This window comes from Hymenobacter sp. GOD-10R (genome assembly GCF_035609205.1).
GTDB lineage: Bacteria > Bacteroidota > Bacteroidia > Cytophagales > Hymenobacteraceae > Hymenobacter.
Map to the genome: position 1 here is coordinate 5,315,356 of NZ_CP141184.1, position 22,115 is coordinate 5,337,470.

The 22,115-nt window shown below is 55.1% G+C and carries 20 protein-coding genes and 1 pseudogene; 8 read left to right on the forward strand and 13 right to left on the reverse strand.

All coding sequences use genetic code 11. The features are described from left to right. Nucleotides 1–13: 13 nt before the first annotated feature. Nucleotides 14–724 (reverse strand): (d)CMP kinase, encoded by a 711-nt coding sequence (cmk, locus tag SD425_RS21230; RefSeq protein WP_324672071.1) that lies wholly within the window; start codon nt 722–724, stop codon nt 14–16. Nucleotides 725–756: 32 nt separating this feature from the next. Further along, on the reverse strand, nt 757–1,152 hold the full coding sequence (locus SD425_RS21235; protein WP_324672072.1) for a hypothetical protein: 396 nt from the start codon (nt 1,150–1,152) through the stop codon (nt 757–759). Nucleotides 1,153–1,433: 281 nt separating this feature from the next. Here SD425_RS21235 and ade point away from each other — a divergent pair, with 281 nt between their 5' ends. Beyond that, nucleotides 1,434–3,086 carry an adenine deaminase gene (gene ade, locus SD425_RS21240; protein WP_324672073.1) on the forward strand — a complete coding sequence of 551 codons (1,653 nt, stop codon included), beginning with the start codon at nt 1,434–1,436 and terminating at the stop codon, nt 3,084–3,086. 113 nt (nt 3,087–3,199) lie between these two features. Here the strand turns inward: ade and SD425_RS21245 are convergent, their stop codons facing one another. Together SD425_RS21245 and SD425_RS21250 are read right to left on the reverse strand one after the other, a co-directional pair. Continuing rightward, a complete protein-coding gene (locus SD425_RS21245; RefSeq protein ID WP_324672074.1) occupies nt 3,200–3,622 on the reverse strand; it encodes a response regulator in 423 nt (140 codons plus the stop codon). Between the two features lie 53 nt (nt 3,623–3,675). Continuing rightward, nucleotides 3,676–4,650, reverse strand: a pseudogene (locus tag SD425_RS21250) (PLP-dependent cysteine synthase family protein); the annotation flags it as partial. Between the two features lie 218 nt (nt 4,651–4,868). Here SD425_RS21250 and sucD point away from each other — a divergent pair. Together sucD and SD425_RS21260 are read left to right on the forward strand one after the other, a co-directional pair. Beyond that, nucleotides 4,869–5,747 (forward strand): succinate--CoA ligase subunit alpha, encoded by an 879-nt coding sequence (gene sucD / locus SD425_RS21255; RefSeq protein ID WP_324672075.1) that lies wholly within the window; start codon nt 4,869–4,871, stop codon nt 5,745–5,747. A gap of 197 nt (nt 5,748–5,944) precedes the next feature. After that, entirely contained in the window at nt 5,945–6,685 is a 741-nt protein-coding gene (locus SD425_RS21260; RefSeq protein WP_324672076.1) for an HAD family hydrolase, read from the forward strand. A gap of 32 nt (nt 6,686–6,717) precedes the next feature. On the opposite strand, the gene SD425_RS21265 is transcribed toward SD425_RS21260, so the two are convergent. Further along, entirely contained in the window at nt 6,718–7,449 is a 732-nt protein-coding gene (locus SD425_RS21265) for a hypothetical protein (RefSeq protein WP_324672077.1), read from the reverse strand. Between the two features lie 141 nt (nt 7,450–7,590). Between SD425_RS21265 and SD425_RS21270 the strand changes: the two genes are divergently transcribed. Together SD425_RS21270 and SD425_RS21275 are read left to right on the forward strand one after the other, a co-directional pair. Beyond that, the gene (locus tag SD425_RS21270) at nt 7,591–8,991 is read left to right on the forward strand and encodes a mercuric reductase (RefSeq protein WP_324672078.1); all 1,401 of its coding nucleotides are present in this window, start codon (nt 7,591–7,593) and stop codon (nt 8,989–8,991) included. Between the two features lie 191 nt (nt 8,992–9,182). Further along, complete coding sequence (locus SD425_RS21275) at nt 9,183–10,394, forward strand: T9SS type A sorting domain-containing protein (protein ID WP_324672079.1); 1,212 nt, start codon at nt 9,183–9,185, stop codon at nt 10,392–10,394. 12 nt (nt 10,395–10,406) lie between these two features. Here SD425_RS21275 and SD425_RS21280 read toward each other — a convergent pair whose 3' ends face one another. The 7 genes from SD425_RS21280 to radC form a co-directional block, all read right to left on the reverse strand. Continuing rightward, nucleotides 10,407–11,177 (reverse strand): hypothetical protein, encoded by a 771-nt coding sequence (locus tag SD425_RS21280; RefSeq protein ID WP_324672080.1) that lies wholly within the window; start codon nt 11,175–11,177, stop codon nt 10,407–10,409. A gap of 129 nt (nt 11,178–11,306) precedes the next feature. Continuing rightward, nucleotides 11,307–12,971, reverse strand: coding sequence for a ribonuclease Y (gene rny / locus SD425_RS21285; RefSeq protein ID WP_324672081.1), 1,665 nt, complete (start codon nt 12,969–12,971; stop codon nt 11,307–11,309). A gap of 123 nt (nt 12,972–13,094) precedes the next feature. Beyond that, complete coding sequence (locus SD425_RS21290) at nt 13,095–13,385, reverse strand: cell division protein ZapA (RefSeq protein ID WP_324672082.1); 291 nt, start codon at nt 13,383–13,385, stop codon at nt 13,095–13,097. Between the two features lie 30 nt (nt 13,386–13,415). Beyond that, nucleotides 13,416–13,712, reverse strand: coding sequence for a hypothetical protein (locus tag SD425_RS21295; protein WP_324672083.1), 297 nt, complete (start codon nt 13,710–13,712; stop codon nt 13,416–13,418). 408 nt (nt 13,713–14,120) lie between these two features. Next, a complete protein-coding gene (gene pheT / locus SD425_RS21300) occupies nt 14,121–16,541 on the reverse strand; it encodes a phenylalanine--tRNA ligase subunit beta (protein ID WP_324672084.1) in 2,421 nt (806 codons plus the stop codon). 213 nt (nt 16,542–16,754) lie between these two features. Then, nucleotides 16,755–17,372, reverse strand: coding sequence for a DUF1684 domain-containing protein (locus SD425_RS21305; RefSeq protein ID WP_324672085.1), 618 nt, complete (start codon nt 17,370–17,372; stop codon nt 16,755–16,757). A gap of 246 nt (nt 17,373–17,618) precedes the next feature. Then, entirely contained in the window at nt 17,619–18,362 is a 744-nt protein-coding gene (radC, locus tag SD425_RS21310) for a RadC family protein (RefSeq protein ID WP_324672086.1), read from the reverse strand. Between the two features lie 220 nt (nt 18,363–18,582). Here radC and SD425_RS21315 point away from each other — a divergent pair, with 220 nt between their 5' ends. From SD425_RS21315 to SD425_RS21325, 3 genes are all read left to right on the forward strand, one after another. Next, nucleotides 18,583–19,812, forward strand: coding sequence for a metallophosphoesterase (locus SD425_RS21315; protein ID WP_324672087.1), 1,230 nt, complete (start codon nt 18,583–18,585; stop codon nt 19,810–19,812). A gap of 205 nt (nt 19,813–20,017) precedes the next feature. Then, complete coding sequence (locus tag SD425_RS21320; protein ID WP_324672088.1) at nt 20,018–20,668, forward strand: hypothetical protein; 651 nt, start codon at nt 20,018–20,020, stop codon at nt 20,666–20,668. A gap of 121 nt (nt 20,669–20,789) precedes the next feature. Continuing rightward, nucleotides 20,790–21,467 carry a carboxypeptidase-like regulatory domain-containing protein gene (locus SD425_RS21325; protein WP_324672089.1) on the forward strand — a complete coding sequence of 226 codons (678 nt, stop codon included), beginning with the start codon at nt 20,790–20,792 and terminating at the stop codon, nt 21,465–21,467. Nucleotides 21,468–21,479: 12 nt separating this feature from the next. Here the strand turns inward: SD425_RS21325 and SD425_RS21330 are convergent, their stop codons facing one another. Next, nucleotides 21,480–21,950: a cupin domain-containing protein gene (locus SD425_RS21330; RefSeq protein ID WP_324672090.1), complete on the reverse strand. Its 471-nt coding sequence runs from the start codon at nt 21,948–21,950 to the stop codon at nt 21,480–21,482. Nucleotides 21,951–22,115 lie beyond the last annotated feature (165 nt).

Below are 22,115 nucleotides of genomic sequence, written 5' to 3' on the forward strand. Positions count from 1 at the left end.
TAGCTAGGTTTTCTTAATTCCCCTGCGACTGCGCCAACATAGCCCGCGAAAACAAAGCGGCCGATACCCGCTCCAACACAAAATCTACTTGCTCATCAATGGTGATGTGCGTGGTGTCGAGCAGCACAGCATCGGCGGCCCGGCGTAGGGGGCTTTCGGCGCGGGTCGAGTCAATATAGTCACGCTTGGTGAGGTTTTCGATAATGGCATCCAACTCCACCTGCTCTCCCTTGTCTGCCAACTCCTCCTGTCGGCGCAAGGCGCGGGTGTGGGTGTCGGCCGTCATAAACACCTTCACTTCGGCGTCGGGGAAGACGGTGGTGCCAATGTCGCGCCCATCCATCACGATGCCGCGCTTGCGGCCCATGCGCTGCTGCTGCCGCACCATGGCGTGGCGCACAGCCGGAATAACCGACACTTCGCTCACATTATTGGAGATGTACATCTGCCGGATTTCATCCTCACGCACCTGCCCATCAAGGCACAGCTCATTGCGGCCCGAGCGGCGGTTGTGCTTGAAGCTGATGTGCATGTCGTGCAGCGCTTGCTCGATGCGGGGCAGATCATCGAAAGCAATTTTGTTTTCGAGCAAGTACAGCGTCACGGCGCGATACATGGCACCAGTGTCAATATAGGCGTAGCCCAACGCGGCGGCTACAGCTTTGGCCGTAGTACTTTTTCCGCAGGAAGAATAGCCGTCGATGGCAATGACAAGTTTCTGCATGGCAAGATCGGTCGGCTGAGGGCTAGGTTGAGTCACGAATGTTGTTCTTTACGGCCGGCAGCAGCAGCCAGACGTTCAGGTAGTTCCGCAAAGAATACGGCTACCGACGAAGGTCGGCCGTGAGTAAGCTGCTCGGCAACGCGGTAAAAGGGATTAAAAAAGGAGTGTCCGCCGAAGCCGATACCCGTTGTACCATCGGGCCCGGCAGCCCATTGTCCGCCGTAAGTCTGTACCAAGCACTGACCTAGGAAGCAGCCCAGCGCCGTCACGACGCTTTCCTGACTGCTACTTGTCAGGCTAGGCCGTTGCGCCTCAACAACTTCTGCTAAACGCTGTACGGCTTCTGTATCAAAGGCGGTAAGCCGTAGCTGTTGGCGAACAGCATCAGCAGCGTTTTGGAGAGAGTCAAGGGGCGATTCGGCAGACATTGAGTTGTTAGGAGAGCGATGCTGATTCTTTGGAACCTAATGACTGTCGCACGGACAAGGAATGTGGCCGGATTTGGCTTTGCGTTTATAAGAAGCCGTTTTCTTCTGCTGCGCTGTGCGACCCGCGCAACCGGTAGTAGCCACGCCCGAACCCAGGAATAGGGCAACCCAAAGCATCGTTATTATCTTTTTCACGGGAGTGGATTTTCCCACAAATATAAGGTTCTTTAGCCGTCCGCCGTTCTGCGGCTCCAACTTTACCCTTGTCTTGTACCTATCTTATGTCCGCTGACTTCTCTCTTCGTGCCAACGTTATCAACCTATTTACCAACACCATAACGCCGGGTACCGTTCATGTGGCGGAAGGTAAGATTCAGCGAATTGAGCCATCTGAGGCACCTAGCCCCGATCCGGCGTTACCGTATGCACTGCCGGGCTTCGTGGATGCGCATGTGCATGTGGAGAGCTCCTTATTAGTGCCAGCCGAGTTTGCCAGGCTAGCCGTAGCGCATGGCACAGTAGCCACTGTATCGGACCCGCACGAAATCGGCAATGTGCTCGGCGTAGCGGGCGTGGAGTATATGTTAGAAAGTGGCGGCACGGTTCCCTTCAAGTTTTGCTTCGGGGCGCCCTCGTGCGTGCCCGCTACGCCTTTTGAAACGGCCGGCGCCACCATCACTGCCGCCGATATTGAGCAACTTTTTCAAAATCCGGCCGTGGGTTATCTGGCTGAGATGATGAACTGGCCCGGCGTGCTGCACCGCGACCCGCTGGTGATGGAGAAAATAGCATTGGCACAGCGCTATAATCGCCCCGTAGATGGTCACGCGCCTGGCCTGCGCGGCGACGACGCCCGACAGTATGCCAGTGCTGGCATTAGCACCGACCACGAGTGCTTCACCGCGGAAGAGGCTCTCGACAAGCTAGCGGTGGGCATGAAGATCCTGATTCGCGAAGGCTCGGCGGCCCGCAACTTTGAGGCGCTGATTGACCTGCTGCCGGAGCACTACGAGAACATGATGTTCTGCTCCGACGATAAGCACCCCGATACGCTCGTGCTAGGTCACATAGATCAGCTGGTACAACGGGCCGTGGCTCGCGGCCAGGATGTATTAAAGGTGCTGCGCGTAGCCTGCCTAAACCCATTAGAGCATTATAAACTGCCTGTAGGCTTGCTGCGCGAAGGAGACGCGGCAGACTTTATTGTAGTCAATAACTTACAGGAGTTCCGGGTTCAGCAGACGTATATCAATGGCGAGCTGGTAGCCGAAAACGGTCAAACGCGCATTCCAGCTGCGCCAGTGGCTGTCGTTAATAACTTCCATACTGAACTTGTAAAAGCCCAGGGTTTTCAATTACTCGCTCCTACTGATGCGGCGACAGTTCGTGTTATTGAATGCTTCGATGGGCAACTCATCACCGCTCGCCACGACCTAGCTGCTACAGTAAACAACGGTCTTGTAGTACCCGATGTAGCGAATGACATATTGAAGCTGACGGTCGTCAATCGATATACTTCCGCTCCGCCGGCTGTAGCTTTCATCAAAGGCTTCGGCTTGCGGCGTGGCGCCCTGGCTTCTAGCGTCGGCCACGACTCGCACAATATTACTGCCGTCGGCTGCGATGACGAGAGCCTAGCCCGCGCCGTGAACCTGGTCATTGAAGCAAAAGGCGGCCTAGCGGCTGTTGGCGAAAACGGTGAGGAATTGCTATTGCCCCTGCCAGTAGCAGGACTCATGTCGGACCAAGATGGCTACACGGTAGCTGGAGCCTACTCAGCCGTCGATGCGCTGGCAAAAAAGCTAGGTAGTCCGCTTGGCGCGCCGTTCATGACGCTCTCGTTCATGGCCTTGCTCGTTATTCCAAGCTTGAAACTCAGCGACAAAGGCCTATTCGATGGCGAAGCCTTCCAATTTGTAGAGGCTGTCGTGTAATCACAAAAAACCCTGACAGGGGCTTAAAGCCCCTGTCAGGGTTGCAATGACGGTACGAGACTCATTTAACAATACCGGTCTGATGGCTGAGCGCTGCCAGACCGGGAGGTGACCTAGCTCAAGGAAAACCGCTTTGCCAGCAGCTTCTGCATTTTTTCCTCGGTGAGCGGCTTGGTGAGGTATTCTACATCTTTAAACTGCGACACGCGGGCTGTATCAGCAGCGTGCATGGAGGTGGTCAGCACGGCCATTACCGTCTTGCTTTTCACCTCAGGAGGCAGGCCGTCGTAGTGCTTGAGGAACTCAAAGCCATCCATGCCCGGCATTTTCAAGTCGACGAAAACTAGTTCGGGCAGGTGGTCAGCAGCCTCTGATGGCTGCCGCCCATTTCCCCACAAGAACTCATAGGCTTCTTCTGCGCGGGTGAACGTACGTACTTGCTCCGCAATAGCAAGGCGGTTAAGCAAGCGATTATTCAGAAAGCTAGTTGTCTCGTTGTCGTCTACCAGCACAATATTCTGAAGCTTTTTGGTCATATTCAAAAGCACTAAAGCCAATGGTTACGTAGTTCTAAATTAAAGATTTATCACAACCAACCTTGCGCACGCATCCAGTCGTCGTTATAAATCTTTGCTAGGTAGCGCGTGCCGTGGTCAGGCAGGATAACTACCATCGTATCCTCTTCCTTCAAATGTTCGCGGGCATATTCCAGTGCTCCAAACACCGCCGAGCCGCAAGACCAGCCTACGAATAGGCCTTCTTCCTTCGCTAAGCGACGTGTCATCAGAGCACCATCACGGTCAGCAACTTTGATAAACAGGTCAATTTGATCGAAGTCAACGTTCTTCGGCAGAATATCCTCCCCAATACCTTCGGTTTTGTAAGGATAAATTTCGTTTTGGTCGAAGATGCCGGTCTCTTTATACTTCTTAAACACTGAGCCGTAGGTGTCGATTCCAACCGTAACTAGTTGTGAGTTTTGCTCTTTCAGATACTTGCTAGTGCCGCAGATGGTGCCGCCGGTACCCACGCCGCAAGCTAGGTGCGTGATTTTGCCGTCGGTTTGCTCCCACAGCTCAGGGCCCGTTTCCTCGTAATGGGCGGCGGTGTTAGAAAGGTTATCGTACTGATTAGGGTAGAAGGAATTCGGAATTTCGGCGTTGAGCTTGCGAGCTACCGAGTAGTAAGAGCGGGGGTCGTCGGGGGTGACGTCGGTGGGGCAAATAATGATTTCGGCGCCTACTGCTTTCAGAATGTCCCGCTTTTCCTGCCCCTGCTTGTCGCTCATCGTGAAGATGCAGCGGTAGCCTTTGCTGATGGCAGCAAGCGCTAGGCCCATACCCGTGTTGCCGCTGGTGCCCTCAATGATGGTACCACCGGGCTTGAGCAAACCTGCTTTTTCGGCATCTTCAATCATTTTTACCGCCATGCGGTCTTTCACGGAGTTGCCGGGGTTGAAATATTCAACCTTAGCCAGTACAGTGCCGCGGATGCCGTCGGTTACTTTATTCAGTTTCACCAGGGGCGTGTTGCCAATGGCTTCCACTATGTTATTCAGGTACATGAGCTTGGGGTGGTTAGAACTGCAAAGGTACAAAAGAGTAACGGAGCGACTGAGTAATGAAACAAACTGTTAAACAACATTACTCCGTTGCGCCCCTACTCAGTAACTCCGTAGCTTGCCTTGCAGCCGCACCAAAAAAGCCTACTTTTGTGCGCCGGCATTTTTCCGATGCCGATGTTCTTACCCCAACGGAATAGTTACTCTAAAACCCGCTTCGAATGAGTGTTCTGGTTAACAAGGATTCTAAAGTGATTGTGCAGGGCTTCACTGGCTCGGAAGGCTCCTTCCACGCTCAGCAAATGATTGAGTACGGCACCAACGTGGTAGGTGGTGTAACGCCCGGTAAAGGTGGCACGCAACACCTCGACCGTCCCGTGTTCAACACGGTTGCTGAAGCCGTTGAGCAAGCCGGCGCCGATACGAGCATCATCTTCGTGCCCCCGGCTTTCGCCGCCGATGCCATCATGGAAGCCGCCGACGCTGGTATTAAAGTTATTGTAACCATCACCGAAGGCATTCCGACCAAGGACATGATTGCGGTGAAAGAATACCTCAAAGACCGCGAAGGTCTGCGCATGATCGGCCCGAACTGCCCCGGCGTGATGACCGCTGGCGAGTGCAAAGTGGGTATCATGCCCGGCTTTATCTTCACGAAAGGCCGAGTTGGTATCGTGTCGAAGTCGGGTACGCTGACCTACGAAGCCGTAGACCAGCTCACCAAAGCGGGCCTAGGTCAGACGACGGCTATCGGTATTGGCGGTGACCCCATCATCGGTACCACGACGAAAGAGGCAGTAGAACTGCTCATGAACGACCCCGAAACCGAAGGCATCGTGATGATCGGTGAAATCGGTGGCGGCATGGAAGCCGAAGCGGCTCGCTGGATCAAAGAAAACGGCAACAAGAAGCCCGTTGTAGGCTTCATTGCTGGCCAAACGGCTCCTCCCGGCCGTCGCATGGGCCACGCGGGTGCTATCGTGGGCGGCGCCGACGACACGGCTGCTGCTAAGATGGCCATCATGCGTGAGTGCGGCATCCACGTAGTGGATTCGCCCGCTGAAATTGGCGACACGATGTTGCGCGTACTGAACGGCTAGGTTTTCTAGCTTCTGCGTTATAAAAAAGCCTCGGTTTGCGCCGGGGCTTTTTTTATATCACATTCTTAATCAACGTTTTTCCTGCTTAATAGCCGTAGGACCTAGGTATCATCAAGAAAGCTAACTGGCGTTGCCTAATTCACGCAGTCAGCTTAAGCGTACCAGGGCATGCAGCACGTAGCCGAGTTTTTACTCCAATGTCTACATCATCTCGCATAACTACCGTCCTCTTCGACCTCGACGACACGCTCTTCGATCATGCGGGTACCGCACGGGCGGCACTGGCGGCCAGCACGAGTGGGTTGCCATTCGCCAGCGAAATTGTGCTGGATGAGCTGTACAACCGCTATAGCGAACTGCTGGAAGAAATGCACCCGCAGGTGCTCGCCGGCCGCTACAGCTACTTAGATGCGCGGCGCATACGGTTCCAGCGTTTGCTCGCTCCTTATAATGCGCTAACAACCGAAACCGAAGCCGACGAGTTTGCGCAGTTTCACTACACGCACTATCGCAATTTGCGGCAGCCAATCGTGGGCGCCTTGGCGCTGCTGGAAGCGTTGAAGCCGCACTACCGCATTGGTATCGTGACCAACAACCGCACCACCGAGCAGGAAGACAAGCTGGACTACCTAGGTATGACGCACTTGGTTGATGCCCTGATTACCTCGGAAGATGTAGGCGTCCTCAAACCCGATCCGCGCATCTTTGCAGCAGCTTTGCAGCGCCTGAACGCGGAAGCCGCTGCAACAGTGATGGTGGGCGACAACTGGACTGCTGATGTGTTAGGGGCTTTGGCAGTAGGCATACGACCCGTGTGGCTGAACCGCTTCGGCGCTGTCCGGCTGCTCCCTGATGTAGAAGAAATTACCGGTTTTGAGCCGCTAGCCGATGTAGTGCGCAAGATTGTGGGGGCTATGCCGGAAGCTGCCCGCGTTTAGCTCTGTGAAGCCGCTTCGCCTACACAAATACGTTACCGCTTACCCTCCTGACCGCCGATATTCACAACCACACCGAAGTTAAATACCGAGTTTGCTGCCTTCAAAAACTTGCGCTGACGCAAGCCAAAGTTGCTGCCACTGATGAGCTGCAGTTGCACCGGCCCAACGAGTTGCACGCGGGTGTACGTAATAGGTTCGATGAAGACGTTTTCTTCGCCCACTGTCGCCACGTTGTCGAGCTTGAAGTTCTCGAGCTGCAAATAGCTCAGGCGCATTGCTGTGCCATACGTAATCGGGAAGTCGCGGCCGAAGACGTGCACGTTGCTGTTGTCTTTGGAGCTGTAGTTGACCTGCACGAAGTACTTGGTCAGGCCACTTTCCAGTGTGCGCGTAGTCACTTTTTCGGCATCGCGCTCCACGCGTTTGGAGTGCCCGCCTCCTAGACCGCCGTACACCTCTAGCACCCGCCGGTCGCTCAAGCGCGTGTAGTAACCTAGCCCTACTTCCCCGAAGTCATGATCAACGGCTCTCTTTTTCTTATCAGTGTGCAAGAAAGAGGCACTCCCCATCACCCCTAGGTGCTCGCCCACAGCATAGGCTCCCTGCAACGATACGTTGTTGTCTAAGTTCGTGTGGATGCCCCCGCTGAACTCGCCCTTTTGGGTAAGCAACGGTACCTGCGGCGGTGGCGGAAAATACAAGGACGAGCAACTCGCCAGAAAGGGTACGAAGAGCGTCAGCAGCGCCCGTAACAAGAGCTTCATATCCGAAAGCTAAGCAGATTGTGGAGCCAAAACGAATAGAGTAGCATTTCGTTGCCGACCCTTCGGCGCGTACCTGCGTATAGCAAGCCCAACCGTAGGCTACTTCTATCACCTAGGGGCCACCCATTCTGCGCACATTCCATGCCCACTTCTTACGACGTTCTAATTATAGGTTCCGGTCAAGCCGGCAACCCACTAGCTGTTTCTTTTGCCAAAGCCGGCCGCAAGGTGGTGCTAGTGGAAGAAAAGTTTTTCGGCGGCTCCTGCATCAACTATGGCTGCACTCCGACCAAAGCCTTACTAGCTTCCGCCGAGCGGGCGCACCAAGTTCGGACGGCCGAGGCCTATGGCATTGGAGCGGAAGAGCCCAAGGTGGATTTTGCTGCTGTGATGGCCCGTAAGAATCACATTGTCGAAGAAATGCGCGAGGGCACGGTCAAGAACCTGACGGAGGAGCAGCCCAACATCACCGTATTGCACGGTCACGCTGAGTTTACGGGGCCGCACAGCCTGCGCGTCACGCTCGATGATGCCAAGACGCAAGAGATTGAGGCAGAGCTAATCTTCATCAACACAGGTACGCACGCTGCTGCTCCCAATATCGAGGGACTACTGGACGTACCCTACTTGACCCCCACCCAAATGCTTGACAACCCGGAGCTTCCCGAGCACTTGTTGATTTTGGGTGGGAGCTATATTGGGCTGGAGTTTGGTCAAATTTTCCGCCGCCTAGGTAGCAAGGTCACAATCATTGAATCAAACCCGAAGGTATTATCCCGCGAAGACGACGACGTGTGCGATGCCATGCAACAGCTGCTCGCCGATGAAGGCGTGGAGTTCGTGCTAGGTGTCGAGGCCCGCCGCGTGTCGCAGAACGCGGAAGGCGTGCTGACGCTGACCGTCGACACCGAGGAGGGTGAGCGGCGCCTACGAGGCACGCACCTGCTCGTCGCTACGGGTCGCGAGCCCAACACTAACAAGCTAGGTCTAGATAAAGCCGGGGTGGAACTCGATGAGGATGGCTATATCAAAGTCAATGATGATCTGCTCACCAATGTACCCGGCGTGTATGCCCTTGGCGATGTGCACGGGGGGCCTCAATTCACGCATATCAGCTACGACGATTACCGCGTGGTGCGCGATGCTATTCTGCACGATAAGCCTCGCTCAGCTAAAAAGCGTCCGCTTCCCTACGTGGTGTTTACGCAACCTCAGCTTGGTCGCGTCGGCTTGTCGGAGAAGCAAGCCCAGGAAGACAAGATCCCCTACCGAGTGGCTTCTTTACCCGTCTCGACCATTGGCCGCGCCCGTGAAACGGGGCATACCGCTGGCTTTATCAAAGTGTTGGTCGACGAGGACAACCACATTCTCGGTACGGCTGTCTTAAGTGAGCAAGGCGGCGAAATCATGACGATGCTTCAGCTAGCAATGACCGGTAATCTTACGTGCAATGTGCTGCAAGGAATGGTAATCGCCCACCCGACCTGGGCTGAGGCGTTGAACAACTTGTTTACCAAACTAGTGCAGCCCGAGGAGGCGTAACAGCTAGCCTCTTGTAGTTATTGCTCCGCTTAAGGCTGCTCGAACTCGGGCAGCCTTCCTTTTTATGACTGTATATAGAATAAATTTAATAATATCTGTATATGAATTTGTATTTAAACTTTTCTTTTACAAAATTTGACATACCGTAGAATACAGACAAAAAATCATAAACATAATTCAATACTTGCCGCATGAGAAAAGCTCTACTTTTCGCTAATCTGCTTCTTTCATTCGGTGCTTTTAGCCAGAGTGCTCCTACTCCCGCCCCCAAGGCACCCCAGGATGCGAATGGTTTTCCCTCGGGCAACGTTGCCACCCACAGCCAGACTACCTCACCTAGCGCAAGCACGACAGCCACCACTTACTCGTACACCGGCGTGCGGGCGCTCACCGAGATTAATGATGCCAATGACGCTGATGCTTATCCTTGGCTTTCCCCCAGTGGCCTGCGCTTGTACTACATCACCGGCACCGATAGCAAGCTGATGTTTACGCAGCGCACGAGCATCACAGGCAGTTTCTGCGCTCCTATCACTGTGCCGCTTGCGTTACCTTATGCACCTAGCTCCTGCTGGCTCTCCGCCAATGAATTAGACATCTACTTCACGGCCAACAACTGCCTCTACTTTGCTCAGCGACCTTCGCTCACGGCTAGCTTTGGTGCGCCAGCGATGGTTTCGCTCACAGGGCTGCTTACTTCCTTCATTGCTGCCCCATCGCTCACTACTACGAAAGACCGGCTGTTTCTCTTCGCAGCAGCTATTGGCATTGTAGAGTTTGCGCGGACGTCAGCTACTTCCTTCAACTACGTCCGCACCCTGCCCGTACCAGCTGGCTACCAACCCTTCCCGGGGCAGCTCTCTAAAGATGACCTGACGTACTTCCTAGGTGCATCGCACGGCACCGCCCAACGCTCGCTGTACCAAATCACCCGCCCCACCACCACCGATGCTTTTAATGCTAGCTCCTTCCAGCAAGTACAAGGCCTCAGCGACGTAACGCTCTACAACGGCCAGCCTTCTATGTCGGCCAATATGGAGTGTATGGCCTTCACTGGTACTTCCTTTAACAGCTGGTCTTCCAACGAGTTATACCTAGCTACGCGCAGCACCGCAACCATTCTGTCGGCTGCCAAAGGCGCCCAGCTAAACGTAGCTATTTATCCCAACCCAGCCGCTGACTACATCAAACTGAAGTATGCGTATTCGGCCGCTCACCCAGGTACGCTAGCTATTATGGCTACTACCGGCGCCACGGTGCTCACGCAGCCGCTAAATGATGCTTCTGGCCAGCTTACGCTTAATACCCAAGGACTGCGCAACGGCGTTTACCTCTACCGCATTTCGCAGCTCGACAATGATAAGCTAGCCGTCAGCACTGGCAAGTTTGTTGTCGCTCACTAACGAACTTAGCGCTTAATCTCTCTTTTTGAAGCGGTGCGGGTAGATTACTAGTCCGAGCGAAGTAAGTACCTGCGGCTCTTTTAAATGGGAAAGCGTCTTTTTGTACACATCTTTCTTCGTGTAATCAGTTGACCACGACGCGCTAACTGCTAACTGCAGCTGCGCCCACGGGAACACCCCCTGCCGGTCCCAATAGCGCACGAAGAACATTGGCTCGTTGCGGGTCATGCGCTTTAAATTTATCGGTAAGCCATTGTTAGTTAAGGTAGGAAACCACACCTGCGACAGCCGGTACGTCACGCCCATTGTTGTCCGTTCGCCTTCGTAGGCCGCAAATACTTCCCCAAAGAGCTTGCGAAAACGTGCTTCATAATGATAAGGCGTAATCGTATCAGCTACTGACTCAAACTCGCCCTCGTTGAAGCGCCGGCTACTATTGCCGCGGCCGTATCCACCTAGCCCACCAGCCAACCACTGCTCCGAAAGCGGCCAATACGTACCGGCGCTTGCCTCAAACTGCTGCAGGCGAAAATAGCGACGCGTAGTATCTGCTTTGCCCGGCCGCAGTCCACCCGCGGCGCGCACCAGCACATGGCGCATGGGCGAGTAAGCAATGGAGCCCTCCAGCCGCTTCGCCAAGAAAACACTACCAACCACTTCTGCTTGGCCTTTATCGCGGAGCATGGGTGCGCTTGGCTGCAAAGGAGTATATACCGAGCAGCTTGCCAGCAAACCCGTAGAAGCGAGACCTAGGTACTTATGCGTGCGTAAAGAATACTTCATAAACGACAGATAGCTGACTCAGATAGACATACATGCGTATGAGCCGACTAGTCTGCTCGAAGTTGCACGGGCACAAAAAAGCCGCCGCAACTTTCGTCACGGCGGCTTTTCAAGCTAGGTTTCCCTGTATTATTTGGCGTATGCCACGGCGCGCATTTCCCGGATTACGGTAATCTTGATCTGGCCGGGATATTGCATTTCTTTCTCAATCTTTTGCGAGATTTCGTAGCTCAGCTCTTGAGCCCGCTCATCGCTCACGTTCTCAGCATTCACCATCACGCGCAGCTCACGGCCGGCCTGAATGGCGTAGCACTGATTTACACCTTCGAAGCCCACAGCTGTTTCTTCTAGCTGCTTTAGGCGCTTGATGTAGCTTTCCATCATCTCGCGACGAGCACCGGGGCGCGAGCCACTGATGGCGTCGCAAGCCTGCACGAGTGGCGAAATCATGGCCGTCATTTCGATTTCGTCGTGGTGGGCACCGATGGCGTTTACTACGTCGGGGTGCTCCTTGTACTTCTTGGCCATCTCCATACCGAGGATGGCGTGGGGTAGCTCTGGCTCTTCGGTGCTTACTTTACCAATGTCGTGCAGAAGGCCAGCCCGCTTGGCGTGCTTCACGTTCAGACCTAGCTCCGCCGCCATGGTAGCGCAAAGGTTGGCTACCTCGCGCGAGTGCTGGAGCAGGTTTTGGCCGTAGCTGGAGCGGAAACGCATCCGACCTACCATCTTAATCAGCTCGGGGTGCAAGCCGTGGATACCTAGGTCGATGATGGTCCGCTCACCAATCTCTACAATCTCCTCGTCGATATTCTTGCGGGTTTTGGCCACAATCTCCTCAATACGAGCTGGGTGAATACGGCCGTCTTTCACCAGCAAGTGCAGCGACAAACGCGCTACCTCGCGGCGCACTGGGTCGAAGCCCGAAATGATGATGGCCTCAGGCGTATCATCCACAATGATTTCAACACCCGTAGCGGCTTCCAGCGCCCGAATGTTACGGCCTTCACGGCCAATGATTTTGCCTTTTACGTCGTCGGATTCGATGTTAAAAATCGAGACGCAGTTTTCTATCGCATGCTCAGCGGCGGTGCGCTGAATAGTTTCCAATACAATCTTCTTGGCGTCTTTGGTAGCCGTAAGTTTGGCTTGGGCAACTACATCTTTGATGTAAGAGCTAGCCTGAATCTGGGCTTCATTACGCAAAGAATCAACGAGTTGCTCACGGGCTTCGGAGGCCGAAAGGCTGGCAATGGTTTCGAGCTGGTGCTGAATCTGGAGGCGCTGCTCTTCCACTTCCTGCTGTTGGCGGGTAAGCTTTTCCAGCTGTGCTTCGTGCGTGGCACGGCGCTTTTCGTCCTGCCCTTCCATCTTTTCGCGGAGCTGCTGCGATTCAGTCTGAATCTTCTCGCGCAACATGTCCAGATCCTTTTCCTTTTTCTGGAGCTGTTCGAGTTGGCGCTGCGTGGTTTGGGTCAGCTGCTTAATGCTCTGCTCCTGCTCCTGCACCGCAAGGCGGCGCTGAGCTAGGTCAGTTTCTAATTCAGTTTTCTGCCGACGGCTGTCTAGGTCGAACTCGTTCTTGAGTTGGCGAAACTTATCCTTCGACTGCTGAATACGCTCATCGCGGATGCGGTTAGCCTTTTCTTCGGCTTCTTGGAGGAGTTGTTGGGCGCGGGCTTGCGCTTGGGCTTCGTGGTCCTGCCGGGCCTTTCCGGCCAGCAGGCGTCCTAGCACAATGCCGGCCCCGAGGGCAACGACAGTGGCAAGGACAATATACACAATGGTGGGCATGAGCTATGGTTTATGGGAGGAATTAAAAACCATAACAACAAACGTCTGCCCAACGTCCCCGAAAAGCAGCAAAGCCGATTACTTCGCTCCTAGTCGGATAGAAAGCTGTGCCGTTACTCCGAACTAACTGAGTACTAGCGTCGCAAGCAGCTTATCCAAGCGCGACAGGCGCTCGGTCAAGGCTGCATCGGTCCCATCCTTTTCCTTACTGACTTTCAGGCTATCAGCCATGGTCGACAATGCGGCCATGGCCAGCAGATCTTGCTTGTCCTGAATGCCGTACTGTTCACGAAAATCCTTGATTCGGTCATTGAGCAGCTTTCCTGCCATGCGCAGGCGCTCCTCCTCCTGGGGGCTTACCCGCATTGGATAATCCCGGTCGGCGACACGAATTTTAATGGATAAATCGCTCATAATCAGCAACAGGTGGAATCTTGATGGTCGTTACTCCCTCAAATAGGCAAGGCACTTATCAATTTCTCGAATATAGTCGTTGAGGCGGTGTTTCAGCTCGGTGGCGTGGGCAGGGTCTCCTGCTATGGTATTGACAAGTTTAACGATATTCTCCTGATTTTGGAAATCCTTCACCTGCCGGTCCCGGTCGCGCACGTCGGCGCGGAGTTGCTGGATGGTGGTTTGGGCATCGGCTAGCTCCTCGCGCAACTGCTGATAAGCAGCCACTAACGACGTTACCTGCCGCTCCAAGCGGTCGAGATGGGCAAGCTGTTGGGAGGAGGCCATTGGCAAAAGAATCTAGGCAAGCCTCGCGGCTTTTGGTTTAAAAAACCCACCGTAACGGGCCAATTCTAGATTTGGCTCGTTACGGTGGGTAAGTTAAGATAACGGTGAATAGTTAGCGGCTGGCACGCAGGTCATCTACCTCAGTTTCTAGCTCGTGTACCCGTGCTTCCAGCCGCCGACGGTGAAAGTTGCCAGCCAATAGCATTAGCCCAAAGCTACCTACCAACAGCAAACGACTGAAGCTCTCACTGCTCAAATGCCTAAAACTCACGAATACACTAACCATTGTTAGTACAGCGGATAGTATGTACAGCATTTTCTCTAGTCCGTTCGTAGCCATGATATTTGGGCAGTTAGCTAACAGTTTAGTCGTCAACAAGGTATTAAAAAGCTAACGCTTCACAAATATCAACGGCGGATCACAGCACCGGCTTGCTTCTCGAACTGGCCAATCAGGCGCTGCATCACCGCGTCGATGGCTTGCTCCGTGAGCGTCTGCGTGGGGTCTTGCAGGGCGAAGCTCACCGAGTACGACTTCTTATCGGCACCTAGGTTCTCGCCCTCATACACGTCGAACACGTTCACGCTTTGCAGCAGCTTCTTCTCGGTGCGCTGGGCAATCTGGCGCAGCTGATCGAACGTCACGGTGCGGTCGACCACCAACGACAAGTCACGGCGCACTTCGGGGAACTTCGGCAGCTCTCGAGCGACGAGTGTGGCTTTGTACTTGCGCATCAACCACTCCCAGTCTAGTTCGGCGTACCACACGGGCTGGCTCACATCGAGACGCTTGAGCACGCCCGGCGACACAGCACCTAGCTGCGCTACGGGCTGGTTCTGCACTAAAAGCGTAAGGCCACCAGCCATATAGGGGTGCTGCACAGGTTGCGGTACCGGCGCGGCATACCCTAGGGCGCTTAGTACCTGCTGTACTACACTAGCTAGATCGTGGAATGTTGTCTTCTCGGCTTTGTGCTGCCAGGTCTCAGCCGTGGCGTTGCCGGTCAGGTAAATAGCGAGCTTGTTCTTTTCTTGGTATTGACCGTCGGCCTGGCGGTGGTACGTTTTGCCGAACTCGTACAGCTTCAGGTCGCGCTGGCGGCGGTTTAGGTTGTAGCGCACCACTTCTAGGCCGGAGTGCAACACGCTGGGGCGCATCACGTTCAGCTCGGCGCTGTTGTAGTTGAGCACGTGCACCAATGCTTCGTTTGGCTCGCTTTCTTTCTCGAAATACTGCGAGTTGGTGAGCGAGTTGGTGATAATTTCAGAGAAGCCTTGTCCGCTGAGCAGCCGCGCCGTGTTCTGGCGCACCACTTCCGGGTCGGGGTTTGGGAACTTGGCCAGGAAGGAAGCCGAGTTGAAGGGGCGCAACGCCACGTTGTTGTAGCCGTAGATGCGCAGGATTTCCTCAATCACGTCGGCCTCGCGGGTCACGTCCACTTTGTGGGGCGGCACGGTCAGGTTCCACTCCTCCGCGCTTACTTCACTGATCACGATATCCAGGTCCGTCAGGATCTGGCGGATTTGCGTGGGTTCGATGTACTGACCAACCAGCCGCTCCACGCGGGCTAGGCGCAAGCGCACCGTGGTGGGCTGCACTGGCACGGGGTACTCGTCCACTACTGGCGCGGTGATGCTAGCCCCAGCTACTTCTTGCAGCAACAGAGCCGCGCGTTGTAGCGCCACCGGCACCATGTTGGGGTCGGTGCCCCGCTCAAAGCGGAATGAAGCGTCGGTTTTAAGTTGGTGGGTTTGGGAAGTGCGGCGTACGGCCGCCGGCGCGAAGTAGGCGCTTTCCAGGAACACGCGGGTCGTGGCGTTGCTCACGCCCGAAGTCTTGCCACCGAACACGCCAGCCAGCGCCATAGGAGCACCATTGGCGTCCGCAATAACCAAGTCATCTGCTTTCAGGGTGCGCTCGGTGCCGTCGAGGGTCACGAACTTATCCCCTGCCGCAGCGCGCTTCACCCGGATTTGGCCGCCCGTAATTTGGTCGGCGTCGAAGGCGTGGAGGGGCTGGCCTAGCTCGTGCAACACGAAGTTGGTGACGTCGACCACGTTGTTGATAGGTGACAAGTCAATGCTGCGCAAGCGGCGCTGGAGCCACTCTGGCGACGGACCTACCTGCACATTCTCCAGCAGCAAACCGGAGTAGCGCGGGCTAGCTTGCTCGTCTTCAATGGTCACGCTGATGTTGCTGGCACCCGTGGCGGGTGCTTGGAACTTGCTCACGTCGGGCAAGTGGCAGGGCTGCTGGAGCAGGGCACGCAGCTCGCGGGCCACGCCGTAGTGCGAAGCGGCATCGGCGCGGTTCGGGGTCAGGCCAATCTCGAATACCGAGTCGGAACCTAGGCCGAAGTAGTCGGCGGCGGGGGTGCCATTCGCCAGCGGCGTATCCAGCACCATAATACCGGCGTGCGAGGTACCTAGGCCGATTTCATCCTCGGCGCAGATCATACCTTCGGAAGCCGCACCGCGAATTTTTGATTTTTTGATCTTAAATGGCTCTCCCTGCGAAGGGTACAGCATGGCACCTTCCAGAGCCACAACTACTTTTTGGCCAGCGGCCACATTGGGCGCACCGCACACAATTTGGCGCGGAGTGCCGTCGCCGACGTCCACGGTGGTGAGGCTGAGCTTGTCGGCGTCGGGGTGTTTTTCGCAGGTGAGCACTTCGCCAAGTACGACGCCGCGCAAACCGCCCGGTACACTTTCCAGCTCCTCAATGCCTTCCACTTCCAGCCCAGAGCCGGTGAGCAGCGCGCCAATTTCGGCGGCAGATTTATCAGTAGGAATGAGCGTGCGGAGCCAGTCGAGGGAGATTTTCATCAGTTAGCAGTTAACAGTTACCAGTTGCCAAGTACTAGCCGTCAATTAACTGATGATGTTAACTGATAACCATTAAGTGAAACTGGTTTAGCACAAAGGTACAGATTTGCGCAGCGGCCGGAAAAGCAGCTTGGCCCAGGAAGTTTGCGGACGCTGTAAGAGCGCGCTTGGATTGCCTGCAAGAAGCTAGCGCGTGAGGCAAAAGAGCCTAGCTTACTCGTGAAATGATTTCTCGCCGGCTTTGATGGCGACTCGCAACCGGTTGTCGGCGGGTGGCACGGGGCAAGCATAGTCGCTGTTGTAAGCGCAATAGGGATTGTAAGCCGCGTTGAAATCGAGTGTAATTTCCTTGTCGTCTGGGCTAGGTTTGGGCGCGTCGAGGTAGCGGCCGCCGCCGTAGCTGTCGAAGCCGTTGGTTTTGTCGGTGAAGGGCACGAACAACGTAGTGTCCTTACCATCAGCTTTTAATAAGCAGGTTAGCTGCTGAGGCTGGTTGTCGAGCGTGAAAGAAGCCCTGCCCCAACGCAGGTACTTTTCAGCTTTGCCGTCCGTGAGCTGAATGAGTACCGTGTCGTGCGCGGCAAGTGGCTCCCACTTGGCAATGAAACGGTAGGCTTTGTCCGGGGCAAAGTAGCGTAGGCTGTCGAAGGTAGCGCGCTGAGCAGTTAGTAGTGGCGAGGTGTTGCCGCGCCGGAAAGCGTCGTTCTTCTCGGTCCTCGCTTTCTTAACGCCCGCAGCATATTGGTCACTGCCGAAAACTAGGTCTTGCAGGAAATAGCCGAAGATGAGCAGCAGCCCGAGGCCAATGAGGAGTTTGGGGTTGAGTTTCACGCAGCAAAGGTACGCAAGCACCTGTAGCGCAGTGCTTGAACTTTGCGTGTTATTAATCAACTCGCGCCTGCCGGTCCGACGCCCTAGGCGTCCGACCGGTTATCGTGAGAACGGGCCGCTTGAATGACGATCGTGCACCTAGGTCTTGCAGATGTCAGCAGGCGACAACCGGTCGGACGCCTAGGGCGTCGGACCGGCAGGCACTAGGCGTTCAACCATGCGCGAAGCTGCGCTTCGCGCTACATCTTACAGAATACCTTCGTCGGCGAAGCTGTAATAGCCCTGGTCGGTGTAGATGAGGTGGTCGAGCACGGGCAGGTCCAGAAACTTGCCGGCTTCTTTCACTTTGCGCGTGAGGGCAATATCGGCCGCGCTGGGGTTGCGGTTGCCGCTCGGGTGGTTGTGGACCAAGATGACGGAGCTAGCAAGCTGTTCCAAGGCGTGCTTGAAGATCAACTTCGGGTCGGCGACGGTGCCGGCCACCCCACCCACGCTAATCGGCTGCTTGCGCATGACCACGTTGGCGCGGTTGAGCAGCACTACCCAGAACTCTTCGTGCGGCAAGTCTTGCAGGTTGGGGCGCACGAGGTCATATATATCTCTTGAGCAGGTGATGGTAGTGCGTTGCGCGGCCGCACTTTCCTTGCGTCGACGACCTAGCTCTAGTGCGGCCACAATAGTAATAGCTTTGGCTTCGCCAATGCCTTTGTGGCGCATCAGTTCCTTCACCGAAAGCCGAGCCAGCTCATTTAAGTCGTTCTGCACGGCATTCAGAATCAGCTTGGCCACGTCCACGGCGGAGAGCTTAGCAGTGCCCGAACCAAGCAGAATGGCCATCAGTTCGGCATCCGACAGGGCGGCGCGGCCTTTTTGCAGGAGCTTTTCGCGGGACCGATCTTCCTCGGCCCAACTTTTAATGCTGAAGCTAGCCGGCGCTTGGTAGGGACCAGCCGGCGTTTCTTCTTCCGATAAAATATCAACCGAATTCATTGTTCGCTGTTGTTATTACCTACCTAGCGCCTTGGGCTAACCTTGGTGAACCCAGTAAGTGGCGGCGGTACCTAGGTTCTTGAACAACAGTGGTGCCATGAAGCTCCGGCCGGGACCTAGGTCTTTTTCTAAAATAAAGTAAACTCTTCCCTCATTCGTCTATTTTGGACGTAGTGCGTTTGGAAAGTTATTTCCGACGCTGTGGACTCTTAATTCTTGTATGTCACGCATTTTCTCCCCTCTCATTCTGGTTTTCTTGGTGCTGGCCGAATGGTATGGTCTGCAAGCGATTCGCACCCTGATACAGGCTAGCACGCCCGGCGGACGACGCCTTACCACCGTTCTGTATTTGCTCGTTACTATTGGCATTTGGGCCCTGGGCATTTGGGGTATGATGGCGCGGCGCGATGTACACGCTACTTACAAAGCGTACTTCGGCGGGCTGTTGATGGCTATGATAGCCGCTCAATTGCTGATTGCCCTGCCAATGCTGCTGGAAGATGCCGTGCGCTTAGGTCGCTTCGTAACGCGTCAGGTCACCCAGCCCAGCGGCGTTACTGGTCCTCCTATTTCGCGCAGCACTTTTATCAGCCAGTTGGCTCTTTTTCTCGGTGCTATTCCATTTTTTGGGTTGCTGTGGGGAATGTTCAAAGGTGGCACCGACTACCAAGTAAAACGTGTAACGCTGCGCTTCCCGAACCTGCCCTCTGCCTTCGACGGCCTGAAAATCGCGCAGATTTCTGACCTGCACACGGGCTCTTTTCAGTCGAAAGAACCGCTGCAACGGGCAGTAGACCTGATCAATAAGCTGAAGGCTGACCTGGTCTTCATGACCGGTGACCTGGTGAACAACTACGCCCAAGAGGTGGAAGAGCACATCGATACCCTGTCTGGAATCCAGTCCACGCACCCCATCTTTTCCATCCTCGGCAACCACGATTATTCCGACTACGTGCAGTGGGAAAGCGCCGAGGCCAAGCGCGCCAACCTCGACCGGCTGAAGAACAACCACGCCAAAATTGGCTGGCGCCTGATGTTGGATGAAAGCCACACCTTAGAGCGTAACGGCGAGAAGATTGCCATTATCGGGGTGCAGAACTGGGGGACTAAGTTCGCCAAGTACGGCAACCTAGCCAAGGCGCACGCCACCTCGGGCGACGCTCCATTCAAGATTCTGCTGTCGCACGACCCTACCCACTGGGACGCGCAAGTGCGCGACTATCCCGACATCGACCTGACGCTTTCCGGCCACACGCACGGCGCTCAGTTTGGGGTTAATCTGCCCTTTATGAAGTGGAGTCCGGTGCAATACGTTTACGAGCAGTGGGCCGGGCTTTACCAGAAAGGCAAGCAGTACCTGTATGTGAATGTAGGGCTAGGATTTTTGGGCTACCCTGGGCGCGTTGGCTTCTTGCCGGAGATTACGCTGCTTGAGCTACGCCGAGCCTAGGTCAACCACCCTTTGGAATTATCCTACGGCCTAGGTTTCGGATAAAATTTTAAGTCAAGAAAAAGCCGCTGGTATTCTGCCAGCGGCTTTTTCGGCTTTATGCATAACTGGCGAAAGAACGCCCAAAGTAACTCCTCCATAACTCATCCGTATATCCACCCACGCTAATACACTTGGCGTTTTTCTGTCCTTATTTCTCTCCCTCATGAAAAAGACCATTCTCCTGCTATCGTGCGCTGCGGCACTGACGATGGCTTCCTGTTCGCAGGAAAAGACCACAGATACAGCAACAACGACGACGACCAGCACGGACGCTACTGCTACGGCCTCTACTGGTGATGACGCAGCTTATCATAGCCGGGCGCAGCGCATTGCCCAGCGCATGGCCACCGATATGAAGATTACGGACACCGCCGTTGTGTCGCGCATCGAGAATACATACTACAACCGTTCGCGCCGCCTCGGAGAACTGAAAGCGAAATACACGTCGGATACGACGGGAATGTCGGCCGACATGCGCGGCGTGTACACCGACACCGACGCGGAGTTCAAGGGCATCCTTACCGATCCTACGCAGTACTCGGCCTACGAGTCGAGCCGCGCAACGTACGACGAGTCGAACTACATGGACGACAACAGCGCCTCGGCCGATAATTCAGGCACGGCCTCAGGCGTGATGGTTGACAACTCGACGCCTATGAAGGTGAAAGACGAAGCCGGCAATAAGCTGAAAGTGAAAAAAGACGGCGACGTGAAGATCAAGGATTCGGAAGATAACAAGCTGAAAATGGACGCCGACGACGGCACCATCAAAGCCAAGCCCGAAGACGGTAAGAAGCAGAAGATAGAGCAATAAGCCCTCTTAGTCGATTATTTGCCTTCTTAGAAGCCCACGCCTGCAACGGCGTGGGCTTTTTTTGGTTCTAGAGTTCATTACCTTGCCCATTGGTTACGTTTATTTGCTTGTGCTAAATCATTTGCGTTCCGTCTTTCCGGCTAGCTTACCACGTTGGTTTTACTTGGTGCTGCCTTTGTTGCTACTGCTTTCAGTAGCCGCCACCGCGCAGGTACGCGTAACAGGCAGTGTTTCCGATGCTTCCACCGGCAAGCCCGTACCGGGTGTCACGGTGCGCATCAGTCGCACCAAGCAAGGCGTTATTGGCAACAATGAAGGTGAGTTCAGCATCGACGTGGCCAACTCGGCCGATACGCTGGTGTTTAGCTCCGTGGGCTACCAACCGCAACGGCTGCCCCTAGGTCGCACGGGCATTTCCCAGATGATTTTGCAAATAAAGCTGGTGCCCGGCAACGTGCTGCTCGGCGAGGTACGCGTGCAAGAAGGTCGCCCCGACCGCAGCCAAATCAACCGGGCCCTGCGCAACCTTCGGAAACCGGTCGCGGCGCCCACAAGTGTTGTGCGTCTGCCAAAGCGGGTTCCCCTGTTCCCCGTTGACACCATACCGCCTGGCCCACCGAAAGTTACCATTCAAAGCCCCGTTAGCCTGATCTATGATCAGTTTTCCAAAGCGGGCAAAGAACGACGCAAGCTAGAATCCTTGCAGGCCGCAGACGAAGTGCAGCGGAAAGCCGAACAGGCACGCAAGGAGCGAGAACGATACAACCGCAACTTCAAAGACAACCGCGGCTACGAGTAACCTAGGGCTGACCTAAACCGGTGCCGCAACGGCGGGTGGCGGCGCCAGCCGAAACTCGCGGCCAAACTGGTGCAACAGTTGCCCAACCTGCTGAGGGGTAGGCATCCCTCGTTCATTTTGCGAAGCAGCAAAAAGCTCTTCCATAAACGTTTCGGTGTTCAAGGCGGGACGCACCGCCCATCGGACAACGGCGGGCTGTTCAGCTACATTCCACATCGAATGAACTTGCCCCCGGTTAATGCGCAAGGTAGTGCCTTGGTGCAGTACACGCAGTTTGCCATCTAGTCGCACTTGCAATTCCCCTTGTAGCACTTCAAAAAACTCATCCTGCTCCGGATGAAAATGCGCAGGTGGTTCCAGGCCGCGGCCGCGGAATGTTGATTCAAGCACAAGCTCAGCGCCTGCCGATGCCTCAGCAAGCGCAACAAAGCGGATACGTTGACCGGTAACGGGATTCTCGATGACTTGGCCGGTGTATGCCATAGGGTTAGCACGATGAAGTAATTGAATGCAGCTGTTTTCTGAGACTTGGCAGCTGGTACTGTGGCAAAAGTAACTCAACCGCGTAAACCCTTGACTCACATGATAATGTGAGTCTGCTTGCTGACCACTTCTTTTCTACGCTCCTTTCCCTTCTTTCCTACCCCA